The organism is Prevotella disiens, from assembly GCF_900454955.1.
Lineage (GTDB): Bacteria > Bacteroidota > Bacteroidia > Bacteroidales > Bacteroidaceae > Prevotella > Prevotella disiens.
Genome location: NZ_UGTL01000002.1, coordinates 444627 through 468424, shown reverse-complemented (window position 1 = coordinate 468424; position 23798 = coordinate 444627). Strand labels below are relative to the sequence as shown.

Genomic DNA, 23798 nt, shown 5'->3' with positions numbered 1-23798 from the left:
ATATAACCTAATTTTTATTTCTTATTCTTCTTGTTCGCCTTCTCTGAACTCTAAGAGGTCGCCTGGTTGGCATTCTAAGGCTTCGCAAATGGCGTTGAGTGTAGTGAAACGCACGGCTTTTGCCTTTCCTGTTTTCAGTATAGAGAGGTTGGCAAGGGTAATGTTTACTCGTTCAGAAAGCTCGTTCAGCGACATTTTTCGCCTTGCCATCATTACGTCAAGGTTTACAATTATCATGTTCAATCCTTTCATTATAGGTGGTTTTTTAAAATTAGCTTTACTTTATTTTGAGGTTTTTATTGAACTCAAATGGGCAGTGAGCGAGGGAACATAGTGGACTATGCGACCGAGCGAACTGACGATTTGGGTCGATAAAAAAGCCAAAAGATAGTGAAACGTAACCCATTATTTAAAGTTATATATTACGGTGGTAATTTTTTTTAACCCACCTATACTGTTAATTGATTTTCTTCTCTCATGCGAACGCCTATGGCAAACACTTCATAGATGATGAAGAGCAGTGGCACTTCGAAGAGTCCGTTTGGCATATCAATCGAACTGATGTAGTCGATTGTGCGACCTTGTAGTTCGAAGGCTTTCGATGCGTAATAGACTTCGACAAAAGTGGTCGCCCAAAAGAGGAGGTAGAACGCCAAAGTGGTGTATGCTAATTTCTTTATTAACTTCAAATTCTCTAACGAGAAAATGTTTTCTACGTTTCGGAAATGTGAAATGAGTTTGAAACTAAAAACTAACATCATCACCGAAAGCACGATAAGACCGAAAAAGGTGATATTTTTGGTGGTTTGCAGCATACTTGGCATTGCACTAACAACATCTAACGCTGTAACCCACACCTTTTCTTGTTTGCCCGTCTTTTCGTTTTTCACGAGGATAGGATTAGAATTTAAATCCACTCCCAAGGAGATATTCGTCATGTTGCCACGCATTTGAACATCTTTGTCGTGCTGCATAATTTGTTTATACTCTGCCGTCTTAGCGTAGTTCTTGTCTTTTTCGACTTTTTCTTTCGCCTCGTAAATAATGTCGGTCGTTGCCCATGCACGTCCAAACATTTCGCCTGTGACATAGAGCGTGTACATCATGATGACCAACATGATGCCGAGCATCGTTGAACAGTAAAAATTTAATCGTTTATTCATCGTTCTTTTTTTACGTTTTTGTTCTTTTTCAAAGTGCAAAATAGCTGCCTTCTGGCAAGTTATGATACTTTGTAGGGGCGTGATTTATCACGTTCCTCTCCGCAAATTTTAGTGTATTAGGAACGTGATAAATCACGCCCCTACAAAGTATCATTGCTCGAAAGGTTCTATTTCTCGCCACGAGCATGTACAAATTTCGTTTCACTCATTTGCATGCTGCGTGTGGCTTAACCAAATCGCTCTTTTTTCGCCCTATATATATAAGGTGAAAGGCTGTGATGTGGTTTTTCCTCCTATCACGCTGCAAATGTAGATATTATTTTCATTCCCTCCAAATATTTATCGGTAATTATTTATTGTTTAACAATAATTTTTAATTCAATAAGAATAAAATTATACTGAAAATCATTTCCTATTGTTTTGCGTTTCAAAATAGGCTATTTACGAATGCAAAATAGGCTATTTGAAAACGCAAAATAGCCTATTTGAAAATGCAAAATAGGCTATTTGCAAATGCAAAAACGCTCAACCTTTCGGCTGAGCGTTTTTGTTTCTTTGTGCTTGATTATAGGTTCGCGCCTCTCGGCGTTCCCCCTTAATCTTGCATCAATTGTTATCCAAATCTTAAAATCTAATTTTACCTATGTACTAATTCCTATTTTCTTCCTGAACAATCTCTTTTGTTCTTACCTTAAACATTCAACTAAAATCTAAATCTACTACTATTAACCTAAACAATCTAATAACCTTTTTGTCTTTTGACACTGCAAAGGTAGAACGATTTTTATTTTCTGAAAAATATTTCATGTTACTTTTCTGTGAAATCTATGTTTTCTTGACCCAAATCAATGCTTCGTGTGCGAACACACTCGATTAGTAGCAGTAACTTTGTAGGGGCGTGATTTATCACGTTCCTAATACACTAAAATTTGCGGATAGGAACGTGATAAATCACGCCCCTACAAAGTACCCACCTTAATATTGTTTTGTTTCCACTTTACCGCTCAATGCTGCGAGTGCGTTTTCGGTTAATGCGAGCATTTCGTCTTGTCCTTCGTAAACAACGACGGGTGCGAGGAATGAAATGCGCTTTTTTAGTTCTCTCACCAAGCGTTTGCTGTAACAAAGTCCGCCTGTAAGCAGTACGGCGTCTACCTTCCCACACAATACGGCTCCTTCTGCGGCGATTGCTTTTGCCACATGCCATATCATAGCCGAGAAGACTAATTGTGCTTTTTCGTCTCCGTTGTCAATTCGTTCTTTAATAATTCGGAAATCGTTTGTACCCAAATGGGCTAAGAGTCCGCCTTGTGTACAAATTTTGTGCATCATTTGTTCTTCGGTTAATCCGCTGTGGTAACACATTTTTATGATGTCTGTCATAGGCAAAGTGCCTGTTCTTTCTGGCGAAAATGGTCCTTCTCCGTCCAAAGCATTGTTGGCATCGATGGCTTTTCCGTGTTGATGGGCTGCAATGGAGATACCTCCGCCGAGATGACAGATGATAAGATTGAGTTTGTCGTAGGTGGTATTCCTATCGGCAGCATATCTTCTTGCGATTGCTTTTTGGTTCAATGCGTGCCAAATACATATGCGTGGTACTTCGGGAAGTCCTGAAATTCGGGCTTCGGGAGCTAATTCGTCCACTACACCTGGGTCGGCAATGTAACTTTTACAGCCAGGTATGAGCGATGCTATTTCGTATGCCAACTTGCAACCCAAGTCGCATGGGTGTTGGTGGAGAGCGGTTCGTTGGTCGTCTACCATTTGTTGATTGACGGCATATACGCCACTTTCCAATGGTTTTGCCAATCCGCCACGACCTACAACGGCATGGAAATCGAGCGGAATATTCCGTTTTTCGAGTTCCTTTAATATGTGTTGCTTTCTAAATTCGTATTGGTTGAAAATGGTTTCATAGTGTGCGAGCTCGTCGCGCGAATGTTTGATGTCCTCTACAAAGAGCAATTCGTTGTTGTGCGCCACCGAAATTTTTGTCGATGTAGAGCCTGGGTTTATCGCTAATATATTGAATGTCATTCTGTTATTGCTTATTATTTGAGATGATTGCTGCCAATGCCATGCTGTAAAACTTCGATTCTACGCTGTCGCCTCGGCTGGCTAAGACTACGGGAACGTCGGTTCCTTGCAAAACGGCAGCTGTTTCGGCTTGCGAGAAAAGCGTAATGGTTTTGTAGAACACGTTGCCTGCTTCAATATCGGGGAAACAAAGTGCGTCAGCTTCGCCTTTTATGGGTGATTCTATTTTCTTTGTTGCCAATGCTTCTGGCGAGCATGATGTTTTCAGGTCTAATGGTCCGTCTACGATACAATTGCCAAAGGCTCCGTTTTCAGCCATTTTTTTTATTTCCTGATAGCCTTGTGTGTAGGGGAAATGTCGCTCGTCTATTTTTTCAGAGCAGTGAATGAGGGCAATTTTGGGTTGCTCTACATGGAAAGCATGGCAGAAATGGGATAGATATTTCACCTGTTCCACCCTTTGTTCTTGCGTTGGAAAAGGCAGAACGGCTGGGTCTGTGAAGAATAAAATCTTGGGATAATCGTTTATTTTTGCTGCTGTAATGTGTGTCAAAACATTCCCTTTTGGCAAAATTCCGTGTTCTTTATGGAGCACTGCTTTTAGCAAAACATCGGTATTAACGAAGCCTTTCATGAGTGCATCGGCTTTGTTTTGCTTCACCATTTGTACGGCTATTTCTGCTGCCTCTTGTGGGTTTTGCGCCACAACGGTTTCATATTTTCCACTATATGCCTTGGCTGTTTGCTCTGAACATACGAGTATGGGGTTGGCAAATCCTGCTTCCGCTGCCCTTGCTACGGCTTGGAGGGTGTGGTCGTCTTCTGCCCATACGATAGCAATATTCTTTTTGTCTCCTATCTCGTTCAAACGATGAACCAATTGTCTGAAATCGGATATTCTTTGTGTATCTTTGTCCATTTGATTAATCGTTATTTAAGAAAAAAAATGGGTTTTTCTGCATAGGTCGCAAAGTTACAAAAAAGGAATTAAAGTGGCAAAATTCGCATTATTTTCTCCTTTTATTTTTTCAGAAAATTAATATAAAGCTGCAAATTCTCTTGTCTTTGTGTAATTTTCTAAAGCGGAGTTTGTGGAGAGTGGAGTGTTGAGAGTTGAGAAACTAGGAGAACTAGGAAAACTAGGAAAACTAGGAAAACTAGGAAAACTAGAAGAACTAGGGAAAACTAGGAGAACTAGGAGAACTAGGAAAACTAGGAAAACTAGGAGAACTAGGAAAACTAGAAAGAACTAGAAAAAAAACATCCCCCCCAGCCTCCCCTACTCTTTTATATCTCCAATGCCAAGCCGCCTGTGCTGGTTTCTTTGTACAAAGAAGGCAAATCATGCCCTGTTTTCTTCATTACATTCACCACTTTGTCGAACGAAATGCGATGGCGACCATCACTAAAATTAGCATATAGCTGCGCATCGATGGCACGACAAGCCGCAAAAGCATTGCGCTCGATACAAGGAATTTGCACCAAACCGCAGACGGGGTCGCACGTCATGCCAAGGTGGTGTTCCAATCCCATTTCGGCGGCATACTCAATTTGCGATGGTGTACCGCCAAACAATTGGCAAGCAGCTGCCGAAGCCATAGCACAAGCCACTCCTACCTCGCCTTGACAACCTACTTCTGCACCTGAAATCGAAGCGTTTTCTTTCACAACATTGCCAAACAAACCTGCTGTGGCCAAGGCTCGCAATATTTTTTGTTCGCTAAAACCATCGGCTGTGGAATATTGGTACAATACTGCTGGTACAACACCGCACGAACCACAGGTTGGAGCAGTTACTATCGTACCGCCAGATGCGTTTTCTTCGCTCACTGCCAAGGCGTAGGCATAGACCATTCCACGGGCTTGAAGGCTCGGTTTGTAGCCTTTGGCTTTAATGAAATAGTTGCTTGCCTTGCGCGAAAGGTTCAACGGACCGGGCAAAACGCCTTCATTTTCCAATCCATTCTTTACTGCCTCCCTCATGGTATGCCACGCTTCGCGCAGGTGATCCCATATTTCAGGACCTTCGCTGTATTCTACATATTCCCAATAGCCTCGCCCATTTTTCTCGCACCACTCTTGAATTTTTTGAATGGTGGTGAGTTCGTAGATGGGTTCAACATAGAATTGGTCGGCTTTGCCCTTGCCTTCCGACAAAGCACCACCTCCAACGCTGTAAACAGTCCACTCGTCGGTAACGTTTTTATCGGCATCTAACGCACGATAAAGCATTCCGTTGGTATGCACGGGCAACACTTTGTGGGGTTCCCAAAGTATTTCCACAGGAGCAATCGCAGACAACACTTCCACAATGGCGACATCGGTTAAGTGACCTTTGCCCGTTGCTGCCAACGAACCATAGAGGGTTACCTCAAAACTATGTGCTTCGGGGTGGCGACTGCCAAAGATTTCGGCTGCATGAGCAGGCCCCATTGTGTGGCTACTGGAAGGTCCTTTGCCAATTCTGAATATTTCTTTTAACGAATTCATGTTTCTTTAACTCCTGTTTTTTGCGAAATGACACCTTTATTTAATGGGATTTGTGGGGGCGTTCATTCTTTATTAGAGCATTCTTTCTTTATCAAGGTGGCTCCTAAAACCACCATAAACGATACTTCGTGTGCCGATTGCAAAAGCATAGCTATTGCTTATTTTTGCGTTGGCGACTTTTTTCACGTTTGCAAAAGTAAGGAATATTTTACGAATTACAAGCATTTTTTTTCGTAAAAAATATTGTCTTCCGCCCTTGTTGCTTCCCTTTCCAAAGTAGATGATTATCAATTTGCCAACCATTATTTTTATTTTCCTATCGCTTTGATTATTGTTTGCGAACACCAGCCATCGTCCAAGCAATAAAAAAGTGGGTTTCAATGGCAATGTTTTTATTGAAAAAACACACCAAAGAAACCCTCATTTTTTTAGCTAAAATTTAGTTTTTATTCATGAAACTCTATTCATTCTACACATTTTGTCGCTTTATATCCAGCCGCATGGGGTCTAAAATTCCACCTTTCTTATATAAAAGCAGATAGCGTTCGAGGACGGAGCGCACTTTAATGTTCTTCCGTGTCAGCACTCGGTCGTAAAAAGTCCACGGATTGGGTGTGGGGGTGAGGTTCAAAACACAGCAGATGCGTGCCGATATGTCTGAAAAACTGAGCGGACGCCCATATTCATCGACCAATTCGCCCGTCTCCCAAACAATATGAGCCAACTCTATCAAATCGGTTTTAGTACTTGTCCAATGCAATCCTTCGTCGGAATTGCGATTCATCAAATCAGAAAAGTCAGCCACCAAAACCGACTTCATCCTTCCTACATCTTCGTGCGACCAACATTTGCCGCCTACTTGGGTCATTCTGGTTAATGTCATAATCCTATTTTAAATGTAAAGTTAAAGGGGAAACTGCGCCGTAAGCCGTTGAAACACAGTTTGCCACCATATTAAGGTTAAATAACTCTCAGCCAACCGCAGCAGACACACCGCATAAAGCCTACTGCGTGAAAGCCAAGAATTACATCGCAAAAGTAAAAGCTAAATGTGCAATATATGTTCAATCGCAAATTTTTTATAGTTAAACTTTCTTATAATCGCAAAAAAAATAGCAGAATGGCAGGATAGCAGTCCACCAAATCCATGTAGAGGGCATGATTTTTTTGTGCAGGGGACGTGGTTTTTGTCGTAGGGGCGTGATTTTTGTCGTAGGGGCGTGATTTATCACGTTCCTAACAGCAAAAAAGGTAACGGAAACTGCTATGAAAATTTTGATGAAGCCACAAAAAAAACAGACAATTCTCTATGGAAAATCGATAGAGCATTGTCTGTTATGATGATTTATTTATTTCTTTCCAAAAAGAAACAGGCTGTTTTGAAGCTAAAAACAGGCTGTTTCTTCTTGCAAAAGCATAGATTTCATCTTCGAAAGCAATTCTCAATCGAATTGGTTTCGGTGAAATTTACTTTTTAGAACCCACCTTTAAGGATTTACATATATAGTTTTTTGCAGAACAAGGGGATTATTTCCATATTTTTTTGTAACTTTGTAACTTGGAGAAGTGGCGACCGCAGCCTTTTTGAGGCAGAAAAATTGCACCCCAACAAGACAAAAAAAAGAAAATGAAGAAAATAATGATATTCGATTTCGATGGCACTTTGGGCGATTCGGAATTGCTGATTACCAACACGATGTTGGAAACAATTGAAAAAATGGGACTGCCCCAACGCTCTCGCAGGGAATGTGCAGCAACAATCGGACTGCCTTTGGCGGAATGTTTCTCGTCGATTATCCCCATGACGGACGAAAAGGCGGAAGAATGTGCCGATGTTTACAGCGAAATTTTCCACCGTAACAATATCCCAGGAGCGGTACCACCCTTTCCAAACGTGATTGAAACGCTCAGAACGCTACACGAAAAGGGGACCATTCTGACCTTGGCAAGTAGTCGCCACCACCACTCGTTGGCTGCCTTTGTCGATGAAATGCAGCTGAACGATTGCATCAGTTATATGCTTGGGGCTAACGATGTTACGTTTCCGAAACCCAATGGAGAACCCGTTACGAAGACATTAGAGAGGTTTTCAATCGCGCCTGCCGATGCTTTGGTCATTGGCGACACCAAATTCGACATTCTCATGGGGCGCAATGCGGGCGTTGAAACCTGTGGCGTAACCTATGGAAATGGGACGAAAGAGGAACTAATCGCCGCAGGAGCCGATTGCTTAATCGATGGTATTCAGGAACTATTGCACCTCCCCCACCCTTAACAGAATGGGCTCTAGTTTTTCCTAGTCCTCCTAGGATTCCTAGTTTTCCTAGTTTCCCTAGTTCTCCTAGTTTCCCTAGTTCTCCTAGCCCTCCTAGTTCCCCTAGCCCTCCTAGTTCTCCTAGTTCCCCTAGCCCTCCTAGTTCTCCTAGTTTCCCTAGCCCCCCTATTCTCTTTCTTGCTTCAACACCTCGATTTCAGCTTTGAGAGCATTATTTTCAGCCCTTAACGCTTGGTTTTCCGCTTTTAGCGTAGCGAGCAATCTGTCCTGTTCCTGCCGATAGCCCGTGCGAGCAGCATACATTCTCTCCTTTATTCCGCCTTGCTCCACAAATTGCTTTTGCAGAAAATCAAGATATTTACACATCATACGGTCGGTCAAGTGGCAGAGCGTTATCATTGTGTTGCAAAACTCTTCAGCATTCCACTTCTCTTTCATCGGTGCATAATATTCAAAAGTGTTGTGCGAGCGGCAAAAAGTCAGCATTTTGTCGTAGCGTGGGTGCTGCTTATCCCACAGGCAAAGCCCCCGAGTGTGCAAAAAGTCGTGATAATCCTCGCGCAATTCCTGCAAACTGGAACGTGCCACATTGAGCAACTTGAGTTCCATTTCGGTAGAAGTCTTTCCGTCTTCAATACCTTCAACAATGTTTTGCTTACCCGAACGTGCCGCCTGAACCATTTGGTCGAGGGTGCGGTCGCCGTATGGAGGCAAAAAGCGTTGGCAAAACACAAAAGTAAGCTGATAAACTGCATCGGCCTTTTGATAAAAATACAAATCATGCCAATCGGTTGTATCGCCCAAAACCTTTTTTTCGCCTTGCCTTTCGCCTTGCCTTTCGCCTTGTTTTATCGCTACCATGATCTTGTTTTTTATGCTCCGAACGTTGATTGTTCTTCTTCGGTTTTATATTAGATTACAAAGATACAATAATAAGGCGAGAATTGCAAAAAAAAATTAAGAGTAGAAAATATTCGCAGCTGCCAGGGATTAGGAGAACTAGAAACCCTAGGACAACTAGAAAAACTAGGAAAACTAGGAGAACTAGGAAAACTAGGAAAACTAGGAAAACTAGAAATCCTAGAATTCCTAGTTCCCCTAGTTCCCCTAGTTCTCCCTAGTTTACACTCCCCTCCCAACGGAGGGGCTGGGGGAGGCGTTAGGTTTTCGATGCTTTTACAACAAACTTTCGCCAAAAATGGCTTCCTTTATATTGCGTTCGTGGTCGAAGACGAAGCGGGCAACGATGGCACTGAGCAACGCCGTAGAAGGCATTTTAATGCTGTTGGCAGACTTCAATCTATCGAGAACGCTCTTCAAATCGGAATCGATATAGACGGTGGCAAGGCGTGAATCGCGCAACTTATAGTCTTTGGCGAGTTCCAAAAACAATTCCCAACTGTCTTTTCCATCTTCCTTCATCTGTGTGTACTCGTGCGCCAACTGCTTGCCTTCGGCCTTCGGCAACTTCTTTGCGGCAGGTGCCGAACGGTCTTTCTCGTCGTGAACAGGCTGCGGAGCAGCCACAGGTGCTGCGTGTAGAGGTTCGGGAGAGAGTTCTTTAACTTCTTCTTTTTCAACTTCTTGCACTGAAGGCGCCACAACAGGCTTCTCAGTTCCTTGCACTTGATTGACCAAACTTTGGATTCCACCAGGCAATGTAACACTTGTTTTCTTTTTTGCCATAATATTTTGTTTTTTGTTTTCTTTTGTCTTTGCTTTTTTTCTAAGAAATAGGTTTTGCTAGCCTCCTAGGATTCCTAGTTTTCCTAGCTTTCCTAGCTTCCCTAGTTCCTCTAGCTTTCCTAGTTCTCCTAGTTTCCCTAGTTCCTCTAGTTTTCCTAGGTTCTATATCTTCCACTCCCCTCCCAACGGAGGGGTTGGGGAAGGCTTACTTCATTCTCTTTATCATATATTCGAACGCCCCTTTCACGGCTTCGCGCTGAGTAGCAAGGAGTTCGAAAGTGTTGATACGCTTCAAAGTGGCACGGCTATTCACCATTGGCGTTACCTTGCCGAGCTGTGAAAATATATCATTAGTAGAATTCCACATGCGCTGTTCATCGTTCGTACCAATACGAGGGTCGATGCGGTTAGGAACAAAGAAAATTTGAGCGTGCATCTCAGGATTGGCAGCCTTTAAAGCATTGATGACCTGAACGAAAACACCTGTAGAATCTAACGTCTTGTCCTCATATTCGTAAGGGCAAACGATGTAATCGGCATTGGTGAAAAGCGGAACAAGACCGTCCTCGCTGACATTACCAGGGGAGTCGAAAAGCACAAAACCTTCTACTTCGGACGCTGAATCCATCAACTGTTGCATCAATTCGGGTTCATTGACATCGAAACTCTGCACAACGTAGGGTTCTTCCTCGTCGAAAATTTGCAAATCCTTCTGGCGTTGCATCATGATAGACTTCTGTAAGTCGGTGTCAATAATACACACGGGTTTGCGCTTCCACGATAAATAATTGGCGAAAAGCATGCACAAAGTGCTCTTCCCTACCCCACCTTTCTGATTGGCAAATACTACTTTAATATTTTTCATTTCTTAATTTATATTGTTTTATTTATTTTTATTTCATCATTCTAAATTCAAAAGACGACACATTAAATTGTAACAGAATCTTTTTCTCTATCCGACAAGTCAGAAAGGTCAGAAAAGTCCGACAAATCCAACAAGTCATCAAAACAAACTACAAGAGAAAAACTTCACACACGCAGGCTCATCATGCGTACAAAGAACGCAAAAGCAAGCATGAAACAGAAGAAACCACCGCCCAAAAGGATTGTTAAAACCCACTCGGGAACGTCCATCAGACCGACGAAAGGCACGCAAACTAACAGCAAAATACCAAACGTAAGACTCAAAAAGCCACGGCGGCTGACACGATGCAACGGAAGCGAAAGGCGCAACTGCACCGATACAAGCGCAACGAGCATGGAAATGAAACAGAAACGACCTGTTGCCACGCCCAAGAAGTCTACTACCCAAGGAGCCGACTCGGTTCCGTAGACCAAAAGTGCCAGTTTGCCTGTCAAAATATACAAAATTCCGCATACAATGCCCACAAGGGTCAGAATTTTCGCCCACTTCAAACGGGGAATATCCGTCAGACGAGACAACGAACGATACAGAATGACCATGAAACCCACACAGCTCAAAGAAGCAAAACTTTCTGAAAAAATGGAAACATTATCGGAAATCGTGATGTTATTGGCACTCAAAGGCGCATTGAACACTACCCCACTCTGATTAACAATCGACAGAAAAAGTGCCACTAAACTAAAGTCGAAAAGGATAGAAAAAGCACTTAGCAAACCGCTTTCCTTATTCGTCAATCTGAAATCTGATATTAAAAACTCTCGCATATTTACGTTTTTATATATTTACGTTATTATCTTTATTTATTAAAATCTACCTTGTAAATGCTTAAAAGTCAATATTCTATATATTTAAACTTTTATGTTTTTAAATTCTTTTGTATTTACTTTTCTTTATATTTTTATTTATTCTTGTTTATATTTATACAGAACAGCAGCGTTTTCATCATCGTCTTCCACCGTCTCAGTGGTGAACGCAAAACGCAAACAAACATACAAGCCAACTTGAAGCAGCAACTGCCCTGCAAGCATCAAGGTGCGATAATTTTCCAAAGTTTGGAAAGTCAGTCCGCCAACACTCGTGTACAGATAGCCAAAAAGCCAACTCAACATCATATCGAGCAGCGGAACAATCAACAAAGCCACACCATAACGGCGGATATTACCCGTAAAAAACCTCACCAACCCAAAGCCTAACAGCACATTGGCAGCCGAAACAAAGAGCGTAGTAAGGAAAGACACGCGAGTTTGGAATGTCAAAAGACTGCTCGCAGCAACTCCCCCACCCTGCATCGTCATGCTTCCACCCGTTGGTGTGAACATTTCGCCAGGAATCAACCACACAATGGCAGCAAAAGCAGTCAGCACCATAACAACAATTTGCACGAGTTGCAACCAAAAATGATTAGTCTTCAGCAACGCATGGCGCAACTGTTCCCACATCAACAAACTGCAAACGGTGATGCTCGTGGTGAGCAGAAGCAACAAAGTTCTATCCCCTACCATATTATCTATACTCGTTGAAAGCACTTCCGAACTCTCTGAAAGTTTGTTGCCAAAGTTTTCAAAAAATTTTAATAACATTAACGCAACACCAATACCGAACGACCAATTCAGTATTTCGCCCCTAAACTTGGAGATTTTAAATATCTTTTTGTTCATATATTTATATATTTACTTTTCTTTGTTTTTACTTTTATTTATATTAGCGTTTTTATTTTCTTATATTTTCAGCACTTTGTATTTTTGTATTTTTAATTTTATATCTTTTAATATGCTTACATTTTTATTGTTTCGCATATTTACATTTTCAAACCTTTCTGTTTTTACATTTTAATGTATTTACTTTTTCGTATGTTTCGATATTTATCTGTTTAAATATTTAAACATTGCAATTTTGCGAAAAGCTCTAACACTGCACAAAACGAGTAAAACAGCGAGTAAAAGAAGGTGTTTATATTTTTATATATTTACTTTAAATCTTATTTTTCAGCCATTTAACAAGCTTCATTGCAGTTTATTTAAGAAGCAAAAGAAATGATATTTTATATTTTTATATATTTCTCTATTTCCTTATTTATCTTCTTACACAAATATACGACAAAGAAATGGAACTGCAAAATATTTTAATATTTTTAGCTAAACATTTATCCAAAGATTTGCGCTATTATGTTTTTATATATTTATCTTTTCATTTTACTCTTTATTTAAATATCTTTTTATTTTTATTTTCGTGTAAAATTGGTACGATTAAATACTTATTTTATTTCTTATTTTTATTTTTATATATTTAAATAATTGTGGTTTTAGATTTTAAAATAAGAATATTTTTGGCTAAAAAATGCAGATTGGTGGAATAGGGGACACTGCTTTTGGGGATAAAAGCCCGTCATTTTTTTTCATTCCGTGGCGTTTCTAAAATGAAAAAAAGGCACAAGGGAGAACAAAATAGGGTGGGAGGGGTGCGAATAACCAAAAGGAAAACAAAAAGGCAAAAGTCTTAATTGCGTACGCAGAAAGGGAGAAGCGAGAGGAAACACAGATTGTTCTATTTTTCAGGTAGGCAGGAAAGCCGCCCAAGAAGGTATAGAGGCTCCCCAAGCCCTCCTGAAGGAGGGGAGTGAAAACTATGAAAACTAGGAAAACTAGGGAAACTAGGAAAACTAGGGAAACTAGGAAAACTGGGGAAACTAGGAAAACTGGGGAAACTAGGAAAACTAGGAGAACTAGAAAAACTAGGAAAACTAGGAGAACTAGAAAAACTGGGAGAACTGGAGAAACTAGAAAACTAGGAATACTGGGGAAACTAGAAAACTAGGAATACTGGGGAAACTAGAAAACTGAGAAAACTCAAACTATAGTGCGACAAATTAGGAAGAAAAAACGGAAGACTTAAAAATAGAAAAATGGGAGGACAGAATGATGAAATTCAGACTAAATTGGGGCGAATAAGGTAAAAAAAATATACAATAGGGTGGGGGATTTCAGACGAGAGCGATGGTTTGGCGACAAAAAAGGAAGTTATTTCGGAGAAAAGCAAGGTGCGACAAATTAGGAACAAATTCTTTGGCAGTGTAAAAGCAGTTCTAAAAAGTTGAATATCAGTGGTATTAAGTCATTAGTTAAAGGCGAACGGCGACAAAAAAGTGAAAAGTTTTGTTAATATTTAAAGTTTTACTTGCAAGTATAATTGTTAATATCCTGTATTTCAAAGTATTATAAATTATTTAATATGTTATTTTGCGTGAAATTTATTCCTAATTTGTCGCCCAAAAGCGGTGATATGATGGTGCAAAATGGGTGGATTTTTGGATTTTAGAGGTGTAAAGTGCGACAAATTAGGAAGTCTTAGCCTCCGAAGCGAGTTTATAGGTGCGACAAAAAGGGAGGTGGGTGCAAAAATAGGAAGTGCGACAAATTAGGAAGGAAAACTTTTGCATAAAAGTAAACGATATGAAGGCGAGTTTCATACGGCTGCGATGCGAAAGGAGTAAGGAGTAAATGGCACATAGCGATTGCAAATAAAATGTGCGAAGTATTTATTTTGTCGGAACTGTTCGTTGCTAAAACAGACAAGCTCAATGGCAATCTCGTTGTGCGTGAAGCGTTTACAATGCGCTCTGTGCGTGTGTTGTCGCAGAACAGAAGAAAGGGAAGAGGGGGTGGAAATCGTTGCGGTAAAGGCTTGAAAGGAGCAAGAGGAACGAGTTTTTTTCTAGGAGGGCTAAGGGAGCTGGGGGGTTCTAGGAGGACTAGGGGAGCTGGGGGGTTCTAGGAGGACTAGGGGGACTAGGTTTTTCTAGGAGGACTAGGGATACTAGGTTTTTCTAGGAGGGATAGGGGATATAGTTTTTCTAGGAGGACTGGGGATTATAGTTTTTCTAGGAGGACTAGGGATACTAGTTTTTTATAGTTTGCGCTCCCCTCCCAACGGAGGGGTTGGTGGGAGGCTTTTTCTTCCCTTTTTGTCGTAGTTCAGTGATTTTGGAGTTTTGAATATAATTCCCTTTTTGTCGCTTTTTGTTTTTACAAATGTGTAAATCGTTGTGTTTTAATGCTTTACAAGATTATAAATGTAAACTGAAAATGGGCAAAAATGTTTAGTAATGTAGATTTTTTAATGCGTTTGAGCGACAAAAACTACTAAAAAAGGGGGAAAAAGTGGGGTAGGGGAGGGCAAATTTAGGATTGTTTCCCCATTTGTCGCCGCTATTCTCCCTTTTTGTCGCACTGGGGGTGAAAAGAGTTACTAAATTGTCGCACCATCCTTACTATTTTGTCGAGGGTAAGTTACTTTTTTGTCGGCGCTAACTTACTAATTTGTCGGAGATGGTCTGTGTAAAATAGTGGTTATCAAGTGGTTACAAGTTCGTAACTAATCTATTATAATGATTAAACTAATGATTATCTAACTTGAGAAGAAAAGTTTTTCGTTTTAAAAGGGGGATTTTTTTTACATAAATCTAGGGAAACTAGGGGAGCTAGGGAATCTAGGAGAGCTAGGGAATCTAGGGGAGATAGGAGGAGATAGGGAAACTAGGAAAGCTGGCAGAGGTAACTCCGCTCCTATGCCGAGCTACTGATAGTTTTCTCTGCCCGACGATGTATTAACATTGCGGGGGGGGGATATTTTACAATTTTTAAAGGGAGTGCATGTTTTTGAATTGTCGTGAATTCAACAAGCAAGTGCAAATTTACTTAATTTGTTCGTAAAAGCACTCGTATGGTGTTTTAAATCCTAATTTCTTTCTTGGTCTCATGTTAATTTTCCTTGAACACTTTGTGATTTGTTGATGGCTGACATGTTCAAACGTTTCTGATTTTGGCACGTATTGCCTAATCAGTCCGTTTGCATTTTCTATGCCGCCCTTCTGCCATGAAGAGTATGGATCGGCAAAATAGATGTTGACACCAAGGCTTTTTCCTATCATTTCATGGCAAGCGAATTCAGTACCGTTGTCTGTTGTAATAGACTTGACATGCCCTTTGAATGGAGATAGCAGATGTATTACAGTACGTGCCAGCTCTATGGCATTCTTTCCCTTTTTAAGTTTTCTCATAAACAGCATGTTTGTACTGCGTTCTATCAGTGTAACGATGGCACCGTGATTTCCTCTTCCTACGATAGTATCCATCTCGAAGTCCCCAAAGCGCTTGCCGTCAGCTTCTGCAGGTCTTTCGCTGATGCTTGTTCTGTTGACTATAGATATGCGTCTGCCCCCGACAGGTCTGGCACGATGCTTTAGCCTGTGACGACAGTGTTGGTATAGTTTCCCTCCTTCTGCCTTGTCTTTACGTATCATACGGTATATGGTTTCATGACAAATATACTTGCCATCATTGGCCAATGCACCGGATATTTGTTCCGGAGACCACTGTTCGGTAACAAGAAGGCGTTTCGCCTCTTCCATGACATCCTTGTCAACTGAACGATTACCTGGCTTCTTGCGTTTTGTGCGTACTGCATTTGCTTGGGCTGTCTCCCAGTTGTAGTGTCCTCTAATCCCACTGTTACGTCTTATTTCACGTGACACTGTACTTGGACTTACATTTATCGCTTTGGCAATGTCTTTTTGTTTCATTCCGTTTTGGAGTAGCACAGAAATTGTGTACCTTTGCTCCGAGGTTAATTGTTTGTACATAGCAATGCAAATTTAATTAATCTTTGGGAGACAGAGGTCTCCCTTTTTCATTTTTATGCATTGCTTGCTGATTTTTCCACTCATGGGGGCTGCTCGCCCCCAAACCCCTCGGTGTTTTCAGGTATAGATTATTAAGCTACACCCGTACTTGGGATTGCAGTTCTATGTTGAACTTGCGTGTTCTATTTTTCTGTATTCAAAAGCGGCTGTTTTGGGATTGGAAATAGGCTGTTTTGTCGCTCAACGAAATTAAAGGGAGAGAGGTTAAAATAATTAACGTTTAAAGTTAATTAAAGTTTTGTTTGTTAAAGTATAATGGGGGCTAGGGAGGCTAGGAAGACTAGGGTTTCTAGGAGGGGCTAGGGTTTCTAGGAGAACTAGGGTTTCTAGGAGGGGCTAGGGTTTCTAGGAGAACTAGGGTTTCTAGGAGGGCTAGGGATTCTAGGAGGACTAGGGATTCTAGGAGGACTAGGGATTCTAGGGGGGGACTAGGGATTCTAGGAGGGACTAGGGATTCTAGGGGGGGACTAGGGATTCTAGGAGGGACTGGGGATTCTAGGGGGGCTAGGAATTCTAGGGGGGCTAGGAATTCTAGGGGGGGGCTAGGAATTCTAGGGGGGCTAGGGATTCTAGGGGGGCTAGGGGATTCTAGGGGGGGCTAGGGGTTCTAGGGGGGCTAGGGATTCTAGGGAGGGCTAGGGATTCTAGGGAGGGCTAGGGATTCTAGGGGGACTAGGGATTTTTACCCAAACAATAATCTGAGGGCTTCTTCTACTTTTGCGACGGGGTGGGTGGCGATTTTGTAGTTGCCTTTCAAGCCTTGGGCGTTGTTTTTAGGGATAATGATGTGGGCAAAACCTAATTTCTCGGCTTCGGCAATGCGTTGTTCTATACGACTGATGGGGCGCACTTCGCCACTGAGTCCTACTTCGCCTGCCATGCACCAGCCTTTTTCGATGGGGGTATCGACATTCGACGATAGGACGGCGGCAATGACGCTGAGGTCCATTGCCATATCGGTGATGCGCAGTCCGCCTGCAATGTTCAGGAATACGTCTTTTTGCATGAGTTTAAATCCTACTCGCTTTTCCAACACGGCGAGCAGCATGTTCAGTCGGCGTTGGTCGAAGCCTGTTGCCGACCTCTGTGGTGTTCCGTAAGCGGCGGTTGAGACGAGTGCTTGGGTTTCAATGAGGAAGGGGCGCACGCCTTCGATGGCACTCGATATGGCTACTCCGCTCAAATCTTCGAGGTTATCGGTGAGCAAAAGTTCTGAAGGGTTGCTCACGGGGCGTAATCCGTTTTGTCGCATTTCGTAGATACCGAGTTCTGAGGTCGAGCCAAAACGGTTTTTTATGCTGCGCAAGATGCGGTACATGTAATGTTGGTCGCCCTCGAATTGTAACACTGTGTCCACGATATGTTCCAACACTTTTGGTCCTGCGATGCTGCCCTCCTTATTAATATGTCCGATGAGAATGATGGGAATGTTGGTGGTTTTTGCCAATTGCAACAAGGCTGCGGCACTTTCGCGTATCTGTGTGATTGAGCCAGCACTGCTTGCCACCGTTTCTGTCTGCACCGTTTGAATGGAATCGACCACCAATAGTTCGGGTTGAACGTCTTTAATACTTTGAAAAATTTTCTCGATTGATGTTTCCGACAAAATAATGATGTTGTCGGGCAGGACGTCTGCAATGCGTTGTGCGCGCATTTTTATTTGTTGTGGACTCTCTTCTCCGCTGACGTATAGCACTTTACGATTGGTGTTCAAGATGGTTTGCAAGGTGAGCGTACTCTTTCCTATGCCTGGTTCTCCGCCAATTAGCACCATGCTTCCCACGACTAATCCGCCGCCAAGCACCCGATTGAGTTCCTCGTCGTGCATATTGATGCGTATTTCTTCAGCCGATGTAATCTTGTTGAGCGACTGTGCCACGTTGCGTTTTTTAGTTCCTAACACGTTGTTAGTCAGTCGTTCACCTATTTTTGTAGCCGTTTCTTGTGCCACACGAATTTCCTTGAACGTGTTCCATTGACCACAATTGGGGCATTTGCCAATCCATTTTGAGCTTTCTTGTCCGCAGTTGTCGCAGACGTATGCAATTTTATTTTTTGCCATAATTTATTATGATGGCTTCTTTTTGAACACCATATTACAAAAGTACGTATATTTTTTCTTGTTTCAAAAAATAATGATTAAATTTGCAACGATATGGAGAAGATTAAGTACATTTTGCTTGTTGCGATTGTGCTATTGGCAAGTTGCAATCAATCTGAGGACGAAGAAACGCTCTTAGACCAACGCAAGAAAAAGATTGAAACCATTGCTTATGAGCGTGCTTTCAAGGTGGGTGTTATGCCAACGATGGATTGTCTTCCGTTGTTTGTCATGTGTGATAGTGCGCTTTACGACACAACCAAGGTGGATATTCGTTTGAAAATGTACACCTCGCAGAACGATTGCGACACAGCCATAATGAGAAATAAAATTCAAGCCTGTGTTACCGATTTAGTACGTGCCGAATATTTAAAGAAAAAAAAGAAAGCTCCTTTGCAATACATGACCGAAACCAATGCGTCGTGGAAACTTCTCGTATCTCCAAATTCGGGCATAAAATCGTTGAACGACTTAGGCGACAAGGTCATAGCGTTGAACGAAAGTTCTGCCACATGGTATTACACCGGTCGTGTTGTGGACATCGGCAGACCACGATATGCTGTCTATGGTGCAGCCATTGGTGATGTATTTTTGCGATTAGACATGCTCCTCAACAAGCAAATGGACGGCATTTGGGCGTCAGAGCCACAAGCTACGCAAGCAAAACTCAAAGGCAACATTGTATTGTACGACACTTCTGCCGACATTTTCGTGCCAGGTGCTTTCGTTTATGTGGGCAAAAACGACCCAAAAGTGAGCCGTGTGTTTGAAAAAGCCTACGACAGAGCCATTGATTTAATCAATAAAAATTCTGTGCAGTATTATAGCGACATCATCAAAAAATATATGAAGGTGGACGACAATGTGATAAAAGCATTGCCAAAAATGAAATATAAGCGCATCAGCTATCCTCGTCAAAGCAACATCAAAGAGGCTTTACACATTAAGCCCGCTCAAAGAAAGTAAATTTTAGTGGGTATTATTGCTGAAAACGAAAAATATTTTTCCACCTTATTAATATATAACACAAAGATAGGGCGACATTGAATGCAGAACAAAACATAACGGCGGCATTAGAAGCTTTGGAAATACGCCGATTGGACAAAGCTATTCAGGCTTTGCACAACATTTACGACACCAAAGCGCAACTCGTGGGCTACGATACGTTTCAAACCATTGACAACGACTACCAACTCATGTGTCAATACATGCTCCGTGGATACCAAGACCCACAGCGTGAACAATTGTATGGCTCCCTCATTGCGAGGCTTTACAAAGTGGTTGCCGAACTGCAACTGTCGTGGAACTGCAAAAATAAAACCATCTTTATCAATGCTTTTCGCACCGCCGACCACCTCAATCTTAGTCATCAATTCCTCCGCACCGTCTTAGAAAGCTATGTGTCCGACCTCGCGTTGCTCTCGTTGGAACCCGAAACCACCCGACAAACCAAGCAAATCGAACTCCACACCCGACACCAAACTTTCATTGACCGACTCTTCAACGCCCTTTTTGTATCGACACAATGGACGAAAAACGATGCCGATTTTTATGCCGACCTCCTCGTTTCGCCCACCATCGATGCTGCCGACCAAATGCTAATGGTAAGTGCCATTACGCTGGCATGTATGAACATCTTCGACATTCATAAACTCGAAACCCTCATACGCACCCATCTCGGCGCAATAGACGACAACGTTAGCCAACGAGCCTACGTGGGGTGGGTCTTATCATTAACCGATAACGCCCTGTTTTACGATGAACAACGAGCTTTGTTGGCACCATTTTTTAGCAACGAAACCCATAAAGCCGACTTCCTGAACCTTCAAAAACAAATGTTCAGTTGCATGGACGCCGAGCGCGATACCGCAAAAATAGAACGCGACATCATGCCCAACATCATGAAAAATTCCGATATAAAGTTCAACCGATTCGGAATAGAAGAACGCGAAGACGACCCCATGGAAAGCATCATGAACCCCGATGCCGACGAAAAGAAAATGGAAGCTATGGAGGAAAACATTCAAAAAATGATGAAGATGCAGCAACAAGGCTCTGACATCTATTTCGGAGGGTTCAGTAAAATGAAGAATTTCCCATTCTTCGACCATATTGCCAATTGGTTCATGCCTTTCTATGCCCAACACCCTGGACTATCGGAAGTTACAAACAAACTCGGCAACACCCAATTGTTAGACAATTTAGCCAACAAAAGTCCCTTTTGCGAGTCCGATAAATATTCTTTGGCCTTCACCATGGCACGCATCATCAACCAATTGCCTGCCAGTATGCTCGAAGTTTTGCAGTCGGGCGAAGGCATAGCTTTCCAAGAAGCCAACCCCTTTGGCAACTCGCCAGCTTTCAGTCGCCGCATGTACATACAAGACCTCTACCGCTTTTTCAAAGTAAAGATGGCCTACAACACCGATATTGTCAATCCTTTCATCGAAAAAACAAGAAGCAAAGCCTTCTTTTTCGGACAATTCTTTTTCTGTACCGACGACTTCAATGCCCTCAAAATGAAGCTCGCCCTCTATTTATATCAGCACAAAAGAAAGGAAGAACTCGACCTTCTGCTCGAAACTTTCCACATCGATACCGCCCAATATCACCTCCTCAAAGGGCTGAGCGATATGCGACAAAATGATGTAAAAGCAGCTTTCCAACACTTCCGCCTTGCTCTTGATATGGAAAGCAATGACGAGTGGGTGCTGAAAACCGTGGGGGCGAACGCATTGAAAACCAAACAATACGAATTGGCAGCCAATTGCTACACCAAACTTTGTGAGTTCCAGCCCCAAAATCGCCAATATGCAATCAATTTTTCGTTGGCGAAAATCTTCGTTAAGCAAACCAAAGAAGCACTTAACAAACTCTATGAGTGGGACTTAACTCTCCCTTCCGACAACCACATCAAACGCATTCTCGCTTGGGCATTGCTCTGCGACGGCAAAGCAGAGAAGGCTTTCAACATCTACGAGAAACTTTCCATAGACCAACCCTTGCCCGACGATTTTCTCAACATGGGTTATGCCCAATGGCTCAGCCACAATCCTGCCGCAGCCAAAAGCTATTTTCAACAATGGAAGGTGAAAAATCCCGCAGGCGACCTTGAACAAGAGTTCTCAAACGATGCCTACATGCTCGAAGCCAACGAAATTAGCCACCTCGACACCCTCCTCATGCTCAGCGCAGTAGAAAGCGAATAGGCAAAACGACTCTTTCCCTTGAAAAGAGCCGTTTTGTCCAACGTTTCACACCAATTTGCTGCGTTTACACTTCGCCTTTTTTGCGCCCATTTTATGCCTATTTTGCGTGCGTTTTGCGCCTATTTTATGCCTATTTTCTGAGGATAGCAAAGCGTTTTTTAACCACTATAACACACTACTACACATACGACTAACCTATACTTACTTGATTTCGGTTTTCCCATTGTGTACCTTTGCAACAGAAATAGCTGACACGGCAAGTAAAAATGTAATAACATTATTATATAATTACATTATAATATATAAGTATGAAAACAAAGCAATTAGATTACGACTATCAACTGACACGGCATTTTGCGTTGGGCGAATTTTTACGTTCGGGCAAGGCGGTGCAACTGAACATAAAGAACGAACCCGATGCACACAAGGGGGAGGCGATAACCAACGAAGAGTTGCTCGAAAACTTGCAACGCTTGTGTGAAGAGGTGTTAGAACCTTTGCGACTTCGCTTCGGGCGCATTCTCATCACGAGTGGTTACCGTTGTCGTGAACTCAACAAGGCGGTGGGTGGCGTGTTCAATTCGCAACACCTACGGGGCGAGGCTGCCGATATTTTCGTGTCCTCAACGGAAATGGCTATGCGCTATGCTGAGTTTTTGGAAAAACATACCAACGTGGGACAAATTTTGTTGGAACCCTTGGGACGCAAACACAAACGATGGTTGCATGTGGGGGTTGGTAGGAATTAGTCAGACCCAGTCATACTAGTCAGACTAGTCGGACTAGTCAGACCAGTCAGACTCGTCCGATGTAGAGAAACAGCAGCTTTGTACTCCCCTTACGACGGAGGGGTTTTAATTATTAACCTTGCTTCGAAATATTCGGAGCCTTAAAACATTTTTTCTATTATGAGTTTGAAGTATAAACTTTATCAATTGAAGAACAAGAATGCAAAAACCAAAGACTTTTGGTATGCTCGTGCCGTAACTTCTGGTGTTGTTCGCACCAAGGATTTGGCAACACGCATCAACGACCTTTGTACGGTTACCGAGCCAGATATTTTGGCAGTTATCAGTGCGTTGGTCAAGGAAATGAACTACCAGCTGAAGAACGGCATGCGTGTCCATCTTGATGGTTTTGGTTCGTTCAAGTTGGGCATCGCTTCTACGGGTGCTAAGGAGCTCAAAGAGTTTAACCCACGCGAACAAATCAAGGGTGCGCACGTACTTTTCCGTCCTGAAGTGGTGGTTGGAGCTGGCAACACTCGTCAAAAGAACTTTGTTACAGGTGTGAAACTTGAACAACAAGTAAAGGTGGCAGTGGGCAAAAATGGTGAAAAAAAGCCCAATGGCAATCAGCCTGACCCAGCTCACCCCTAAGCGTCTGACACTGCTCTCCCCAATCGGCAACGGTAGGGGAGTGCCGAGTGGCTTACTCATGGGAAAGCGGTGGCAATATGGTGGTGGCGCACAACGTTTGAAACGCCCTACCTATGCCATTAACTACATTATTAATAACTATCCTTGTCCTTGCGCTGGAAACAGAGTGGCAAGGCGAGGCAAAAACAAAACGATGATGAATAAAGAGAAGTGGAAAATGATTCTTCAGATGGTTCTTTCAGTGCTAACGGCGATTGCCACTACCTTGGGCATGGGGTCGTGCATGTAAGAACGGCTGACAAAAAACTAAAAACAATTTTAAGGGGGGGCGTAAAAAGCTAAAAATCCCCCTTAAAAGTCAAAAACTTTCTCGTCAAAAGCGTTAGATAATCATTAGTAAATCAATTAGTTAGATTAGTTAGGGCTTGCTTCCGCCTTGAAAATCAATGATTTACACGGACGATTACCGACAAAATAGTAGTATAGCGCTGACACATAGGGAGTTATGAACCGACAGAAAGGTAAGATTGGTGCGACAAGTTGGGAAACAAAAAATGATGTGTGCGACATTTTGGGAATAAATCCTGAACGCAGTACCCTCCAATCCTTCGTTCCCACGGATAAAGTTGCGAAAATGAATTGTTTTTCTACTTTTCCCCACCGATTTAGCCTTTCGTTGGTCAAGTGAAGCCTTGTTTTTTGTTTTTCTATGATTTGTCGCAACTCGCTGTAATGCAATTCGTTAAAGTGTAGCTGCGACAAATTAGTAATTTTGCGGGAAAGGCCTCATGCGGCAAGGGCGACATTTTGGGAAACTTTCGCCCAAAGTGCA

21 protein-coding genes are annotated in these 23798 nt (G+C 42.3%); 7 read left to right on the top strand and 14 right to left on the bottom strand.

Features of this window, described 5'->3' with window-relative positions:
• Nucleotides 1-21 precede the first annotated feature (21 nt).
• The 7 genes from DYI03_RS12475 to DYI03_RS12445 all read right to left on the bottom strand — a co-directional run bounded on the left by DYI03_RS12475 (nucleotide 22) and on the right by DYI03_RS12445 (nucleotide 6576).
• Nucleotides 22-237, bottom strand: a complete 216-nt coding sequence (locus DYI03_RS12475) for a helix-turn-helix domain-containing protein (protein WP_021670387.1) — start codon at nucleotides 235-237, stop codon at nucleotides 22-24.
• Nucleotides 238-449: 212 nt separating this feature from the next.
• The gene (locus DYI03_RS12470) at nucleotides 450-1163 is read right to left on the bottom strand and encodes a DUF2975 domain-containing protein (protein ID WP_036859593.1); all 714 of its coding nucleotides are present in this window, start codon (nucleotides 1161-1163) and stop codon (nucleotides 450-452) included.
• A gap of 975 nt (nucleotides 1164-2138) precedes the next feature.
• Nucleotides 2139-3203 (bottom strand): butyrate kinase, encoded by a 1065-nt coding sequence (buk, locus tag DYI03_RS12465; protein WP_021670392.1) that lies wholly within the window; start codon nucleotides 3201-3203, stop codon nucleotides 2139-2141.
• A gap of 4 nt (nucleotides 3204-3207) precedes the next feature.
• Complete coding sequence (locus tag DYI03_RS12460; RefSeq protein ID WP_021670393.1) at nucleotides 3208-4122, bottom strand: phosphate acyltransferase; 915 nt, start codon at nucleotides 4120-4122, stop codon at nucleotides 3208-3210.
• Nucleotides 4123-4490: 368 nt separating this feature from the next.
• Nucleotides 4491-5693, bottom strand: coding sequence for an L-serine ammonia-lyase (locus DYI03_RS12455; RefSeq protein ID WP_021670394.1), 1203 nt, complete (start codon nucleotides 5691-5693; stop codon nucleotides 4491-4493).
• A 72-nt stretch (nucleotides 5694-5765) separates the two neighbouring features.
• On the bottom strand, nucleotides 5766-5918 hold the full coding sequence (locus tag DYI03_RS13535) for a hypothetical protein (protein WP_154655480.1): 153 nt from the start codon (nucleotides 5916-5918) through the stop codon (nucleotides 5766-5768).
• Between the two features lie 244 nt (nucleotides 5919-6162).
• Complete coding sequence (locus DYI03_RS12445) at nucleotides 6163-6576, bottom strand: hypothetical protein (protein WP_004358361.1); 414 nt, start codon at nucleotides 6574-6576, stop codon at nucleotides 6163-6165.
• Between the two features lie 744 nt (nucleotides 6577-7320).
• Here DYI03_RS12445 and DYI03_RS12435 point away from each other — a divergent pair.
• On the top strand, nucleotides 7321-7968 hold the full coding sequence (locus DYI03_RS12435) for an HAD family hydrolase (protein WP_021668121.1): 648 nt from the start codon (nucleotides 7321-7323) through the stop codon (nucleotides 7966-7968).
• A 165-nt stretch (nucleotides 7969-8133) separates the two neighbouring features.
• On the opposite strand, the gene DYI03_RS12425 is transcribed toward DYI03_RS12435, so the two are convergent.
• From DYI03_RS12425 to radA, 7 genes are all read right to left on the bottom strand, one after another.
• Nucleotides 8134-8829, bottom strand: a complete 696-nt coding sequence (locus DYI03_RS12425; protein ID WP_021668122.1) for a four helix bundle suffix domain-containing protein — start codon at nucleotides 8827-8829, stop codon at nucleotides 8134-8136.
• A 315-nt stretch (nucleotides 8830-9144) separates the two neighbouring features.
• On the bottom strand, nucleotides 9145-9654 hold the full coding sequence (locus DYI03_RS12420; protein WP_021668123.1) for a hypothetical protein: 510 nt from the start codon (nucleotides 9652-9654) through the stop codon (nucleotides 9145-9147).
• 205 nt (nucleotides 9655-9859) lie between these two features.
• A complete protein-coding gene (locus tag DYI03_RS12415; protein ID WP_004358365.1) occupies nucleotides 9860-10519 on the bottom strand; it encodes a ParA family protein in 660 nt (219 codons plus the stop codon).
• A 164-nt stretch (nucleotides 10520-10683) separates the two neighbouring features.
• Nucleotides 10684-11343, bottom strand: a complete 660-nt coding sequence (locus DYI03_RS12410) for a hypothetical protein (protein ID WP_147287686.1) — start codon at nucleotides 11341-11343, stop codon at nucleotides 10684-10686.
• Between the two features lie 138 nt (nucleotides 11344-11481).
• Entirely contained in the window at nucleotides 11482-12237 is a 756-nt protein-coding gene (locus DYI03_RS12405; RefSeq protein WP_021668059.1) for a hypothetical protein, read from the bottom strand.
• Between the two features lie 3032 nt (nucleotides 12238-15269).
• Entirely contained in the window at nucleotides 15270-16217 is a 948-nt protein-coding gene (locus DYI03_RS12395) for an IS30 family transposase (protein WP_021669561.1), read from the bottom strand.
• A 742-nt stretch (nucleotides 16218-16959) separates the two neighbouring features.
• The gene (gene radA, locus DYI03_RS12390; protein WP_025064840.1) at nucleotides 16960-18339 is read right to left on the bottom strand and encodes a DNA repair protein RadA; all 1380 of its coding nucleotides are present in this window, start codon (nucleotides 18337-18339) and stop codon (nucleotides 16960-16962) included.
• Nucleotides 18340-18432: 93 nt separating this feature from the next.
• Here radA and DYI03_RS12385 point away from each other — a divergent pair, with 93 nt between their 5' ends.
• The 6 genes from DYI03_RS12385 (at nucleotide 18433) to DYI03_RS13340 (ending at nucleotide 23654) form a co-directional block, all read left to right on the top strand.
• Nucleotides 18433-19344 (top strand): ABC transporter substrate-binding protein, encoded by a 912-nt coding sequence (locus DYI03_RS12385; protein ID WP_021670375.1) that lies wholly within the window; start codon nucleotides 18433-18435, stop codon nucleotides 19342-19344.
• A 77-nt stretch (nucleotides 19345-19421) separates the two neighbouring features.
• Nucleotides 19422-21587, top strand: coding sequence for a tetratricopeptide repeat protein (locus DYI03_RS12380; RefSeq protein WP_025064841.1), 2166 nt, complete (start codon nucleotides 19422-19424; stop codon nucleotides 21585-21587).
• Nucleotides 21588-21895: 308 nt separating this feature from the next.
• The gene (locus tag DYI03_RS12375) at nucleotides 21896-22336 is read left to right on the top strand and encodes a D-Ala-D-Ala carboxypeptidase family metallohydrolase (protein WP_025064624.1); all 441 of its coding nucleotides are present in this window, start codon (nucleotides 21896-21898) and stop codon (nucleotides 22334-22336) included.
• Between the two features lie 159 nt (nucleotides 22337-22495).
• Nucleotides 22496-22966, top strand: a complete 471-nt coding sequence (locus DYI03_RS12370) for an HU family DNA-binding protein (protein ID WP_004358362.1) — start codon at nucleotides 22496-22498, stop codon at nucleotides 22964-22966.
• Nucleotides 22935-23255, top strand: coding sequence for a smalltalk protein (locus DYI03_RS13775; RefSeq protein WP_147287685.1), 321 nt, complete (start codon nucleotides 22935-22937; stop codon nucleotides 23253-23255). Before DYI03_RS12370 ends, DYI03_RS13775 begins: the two co-directional genes overlap by 32 nt.
• A gap of 216 nt (nucleotides 23256-23471) precedes the next feature.
• Nucleotides 23472-23654, top strand: a complete 183-nt coding sequence (locus DYI03_RS13340; RefSeq protein WP_004358280.1) for a hypothetical protein — start codon at nucleotides 23472-23474, stop codon at nucleotides 23652-23654.
• Nucleotides 23655-23798: the final 144 nt, after the last annotated feature.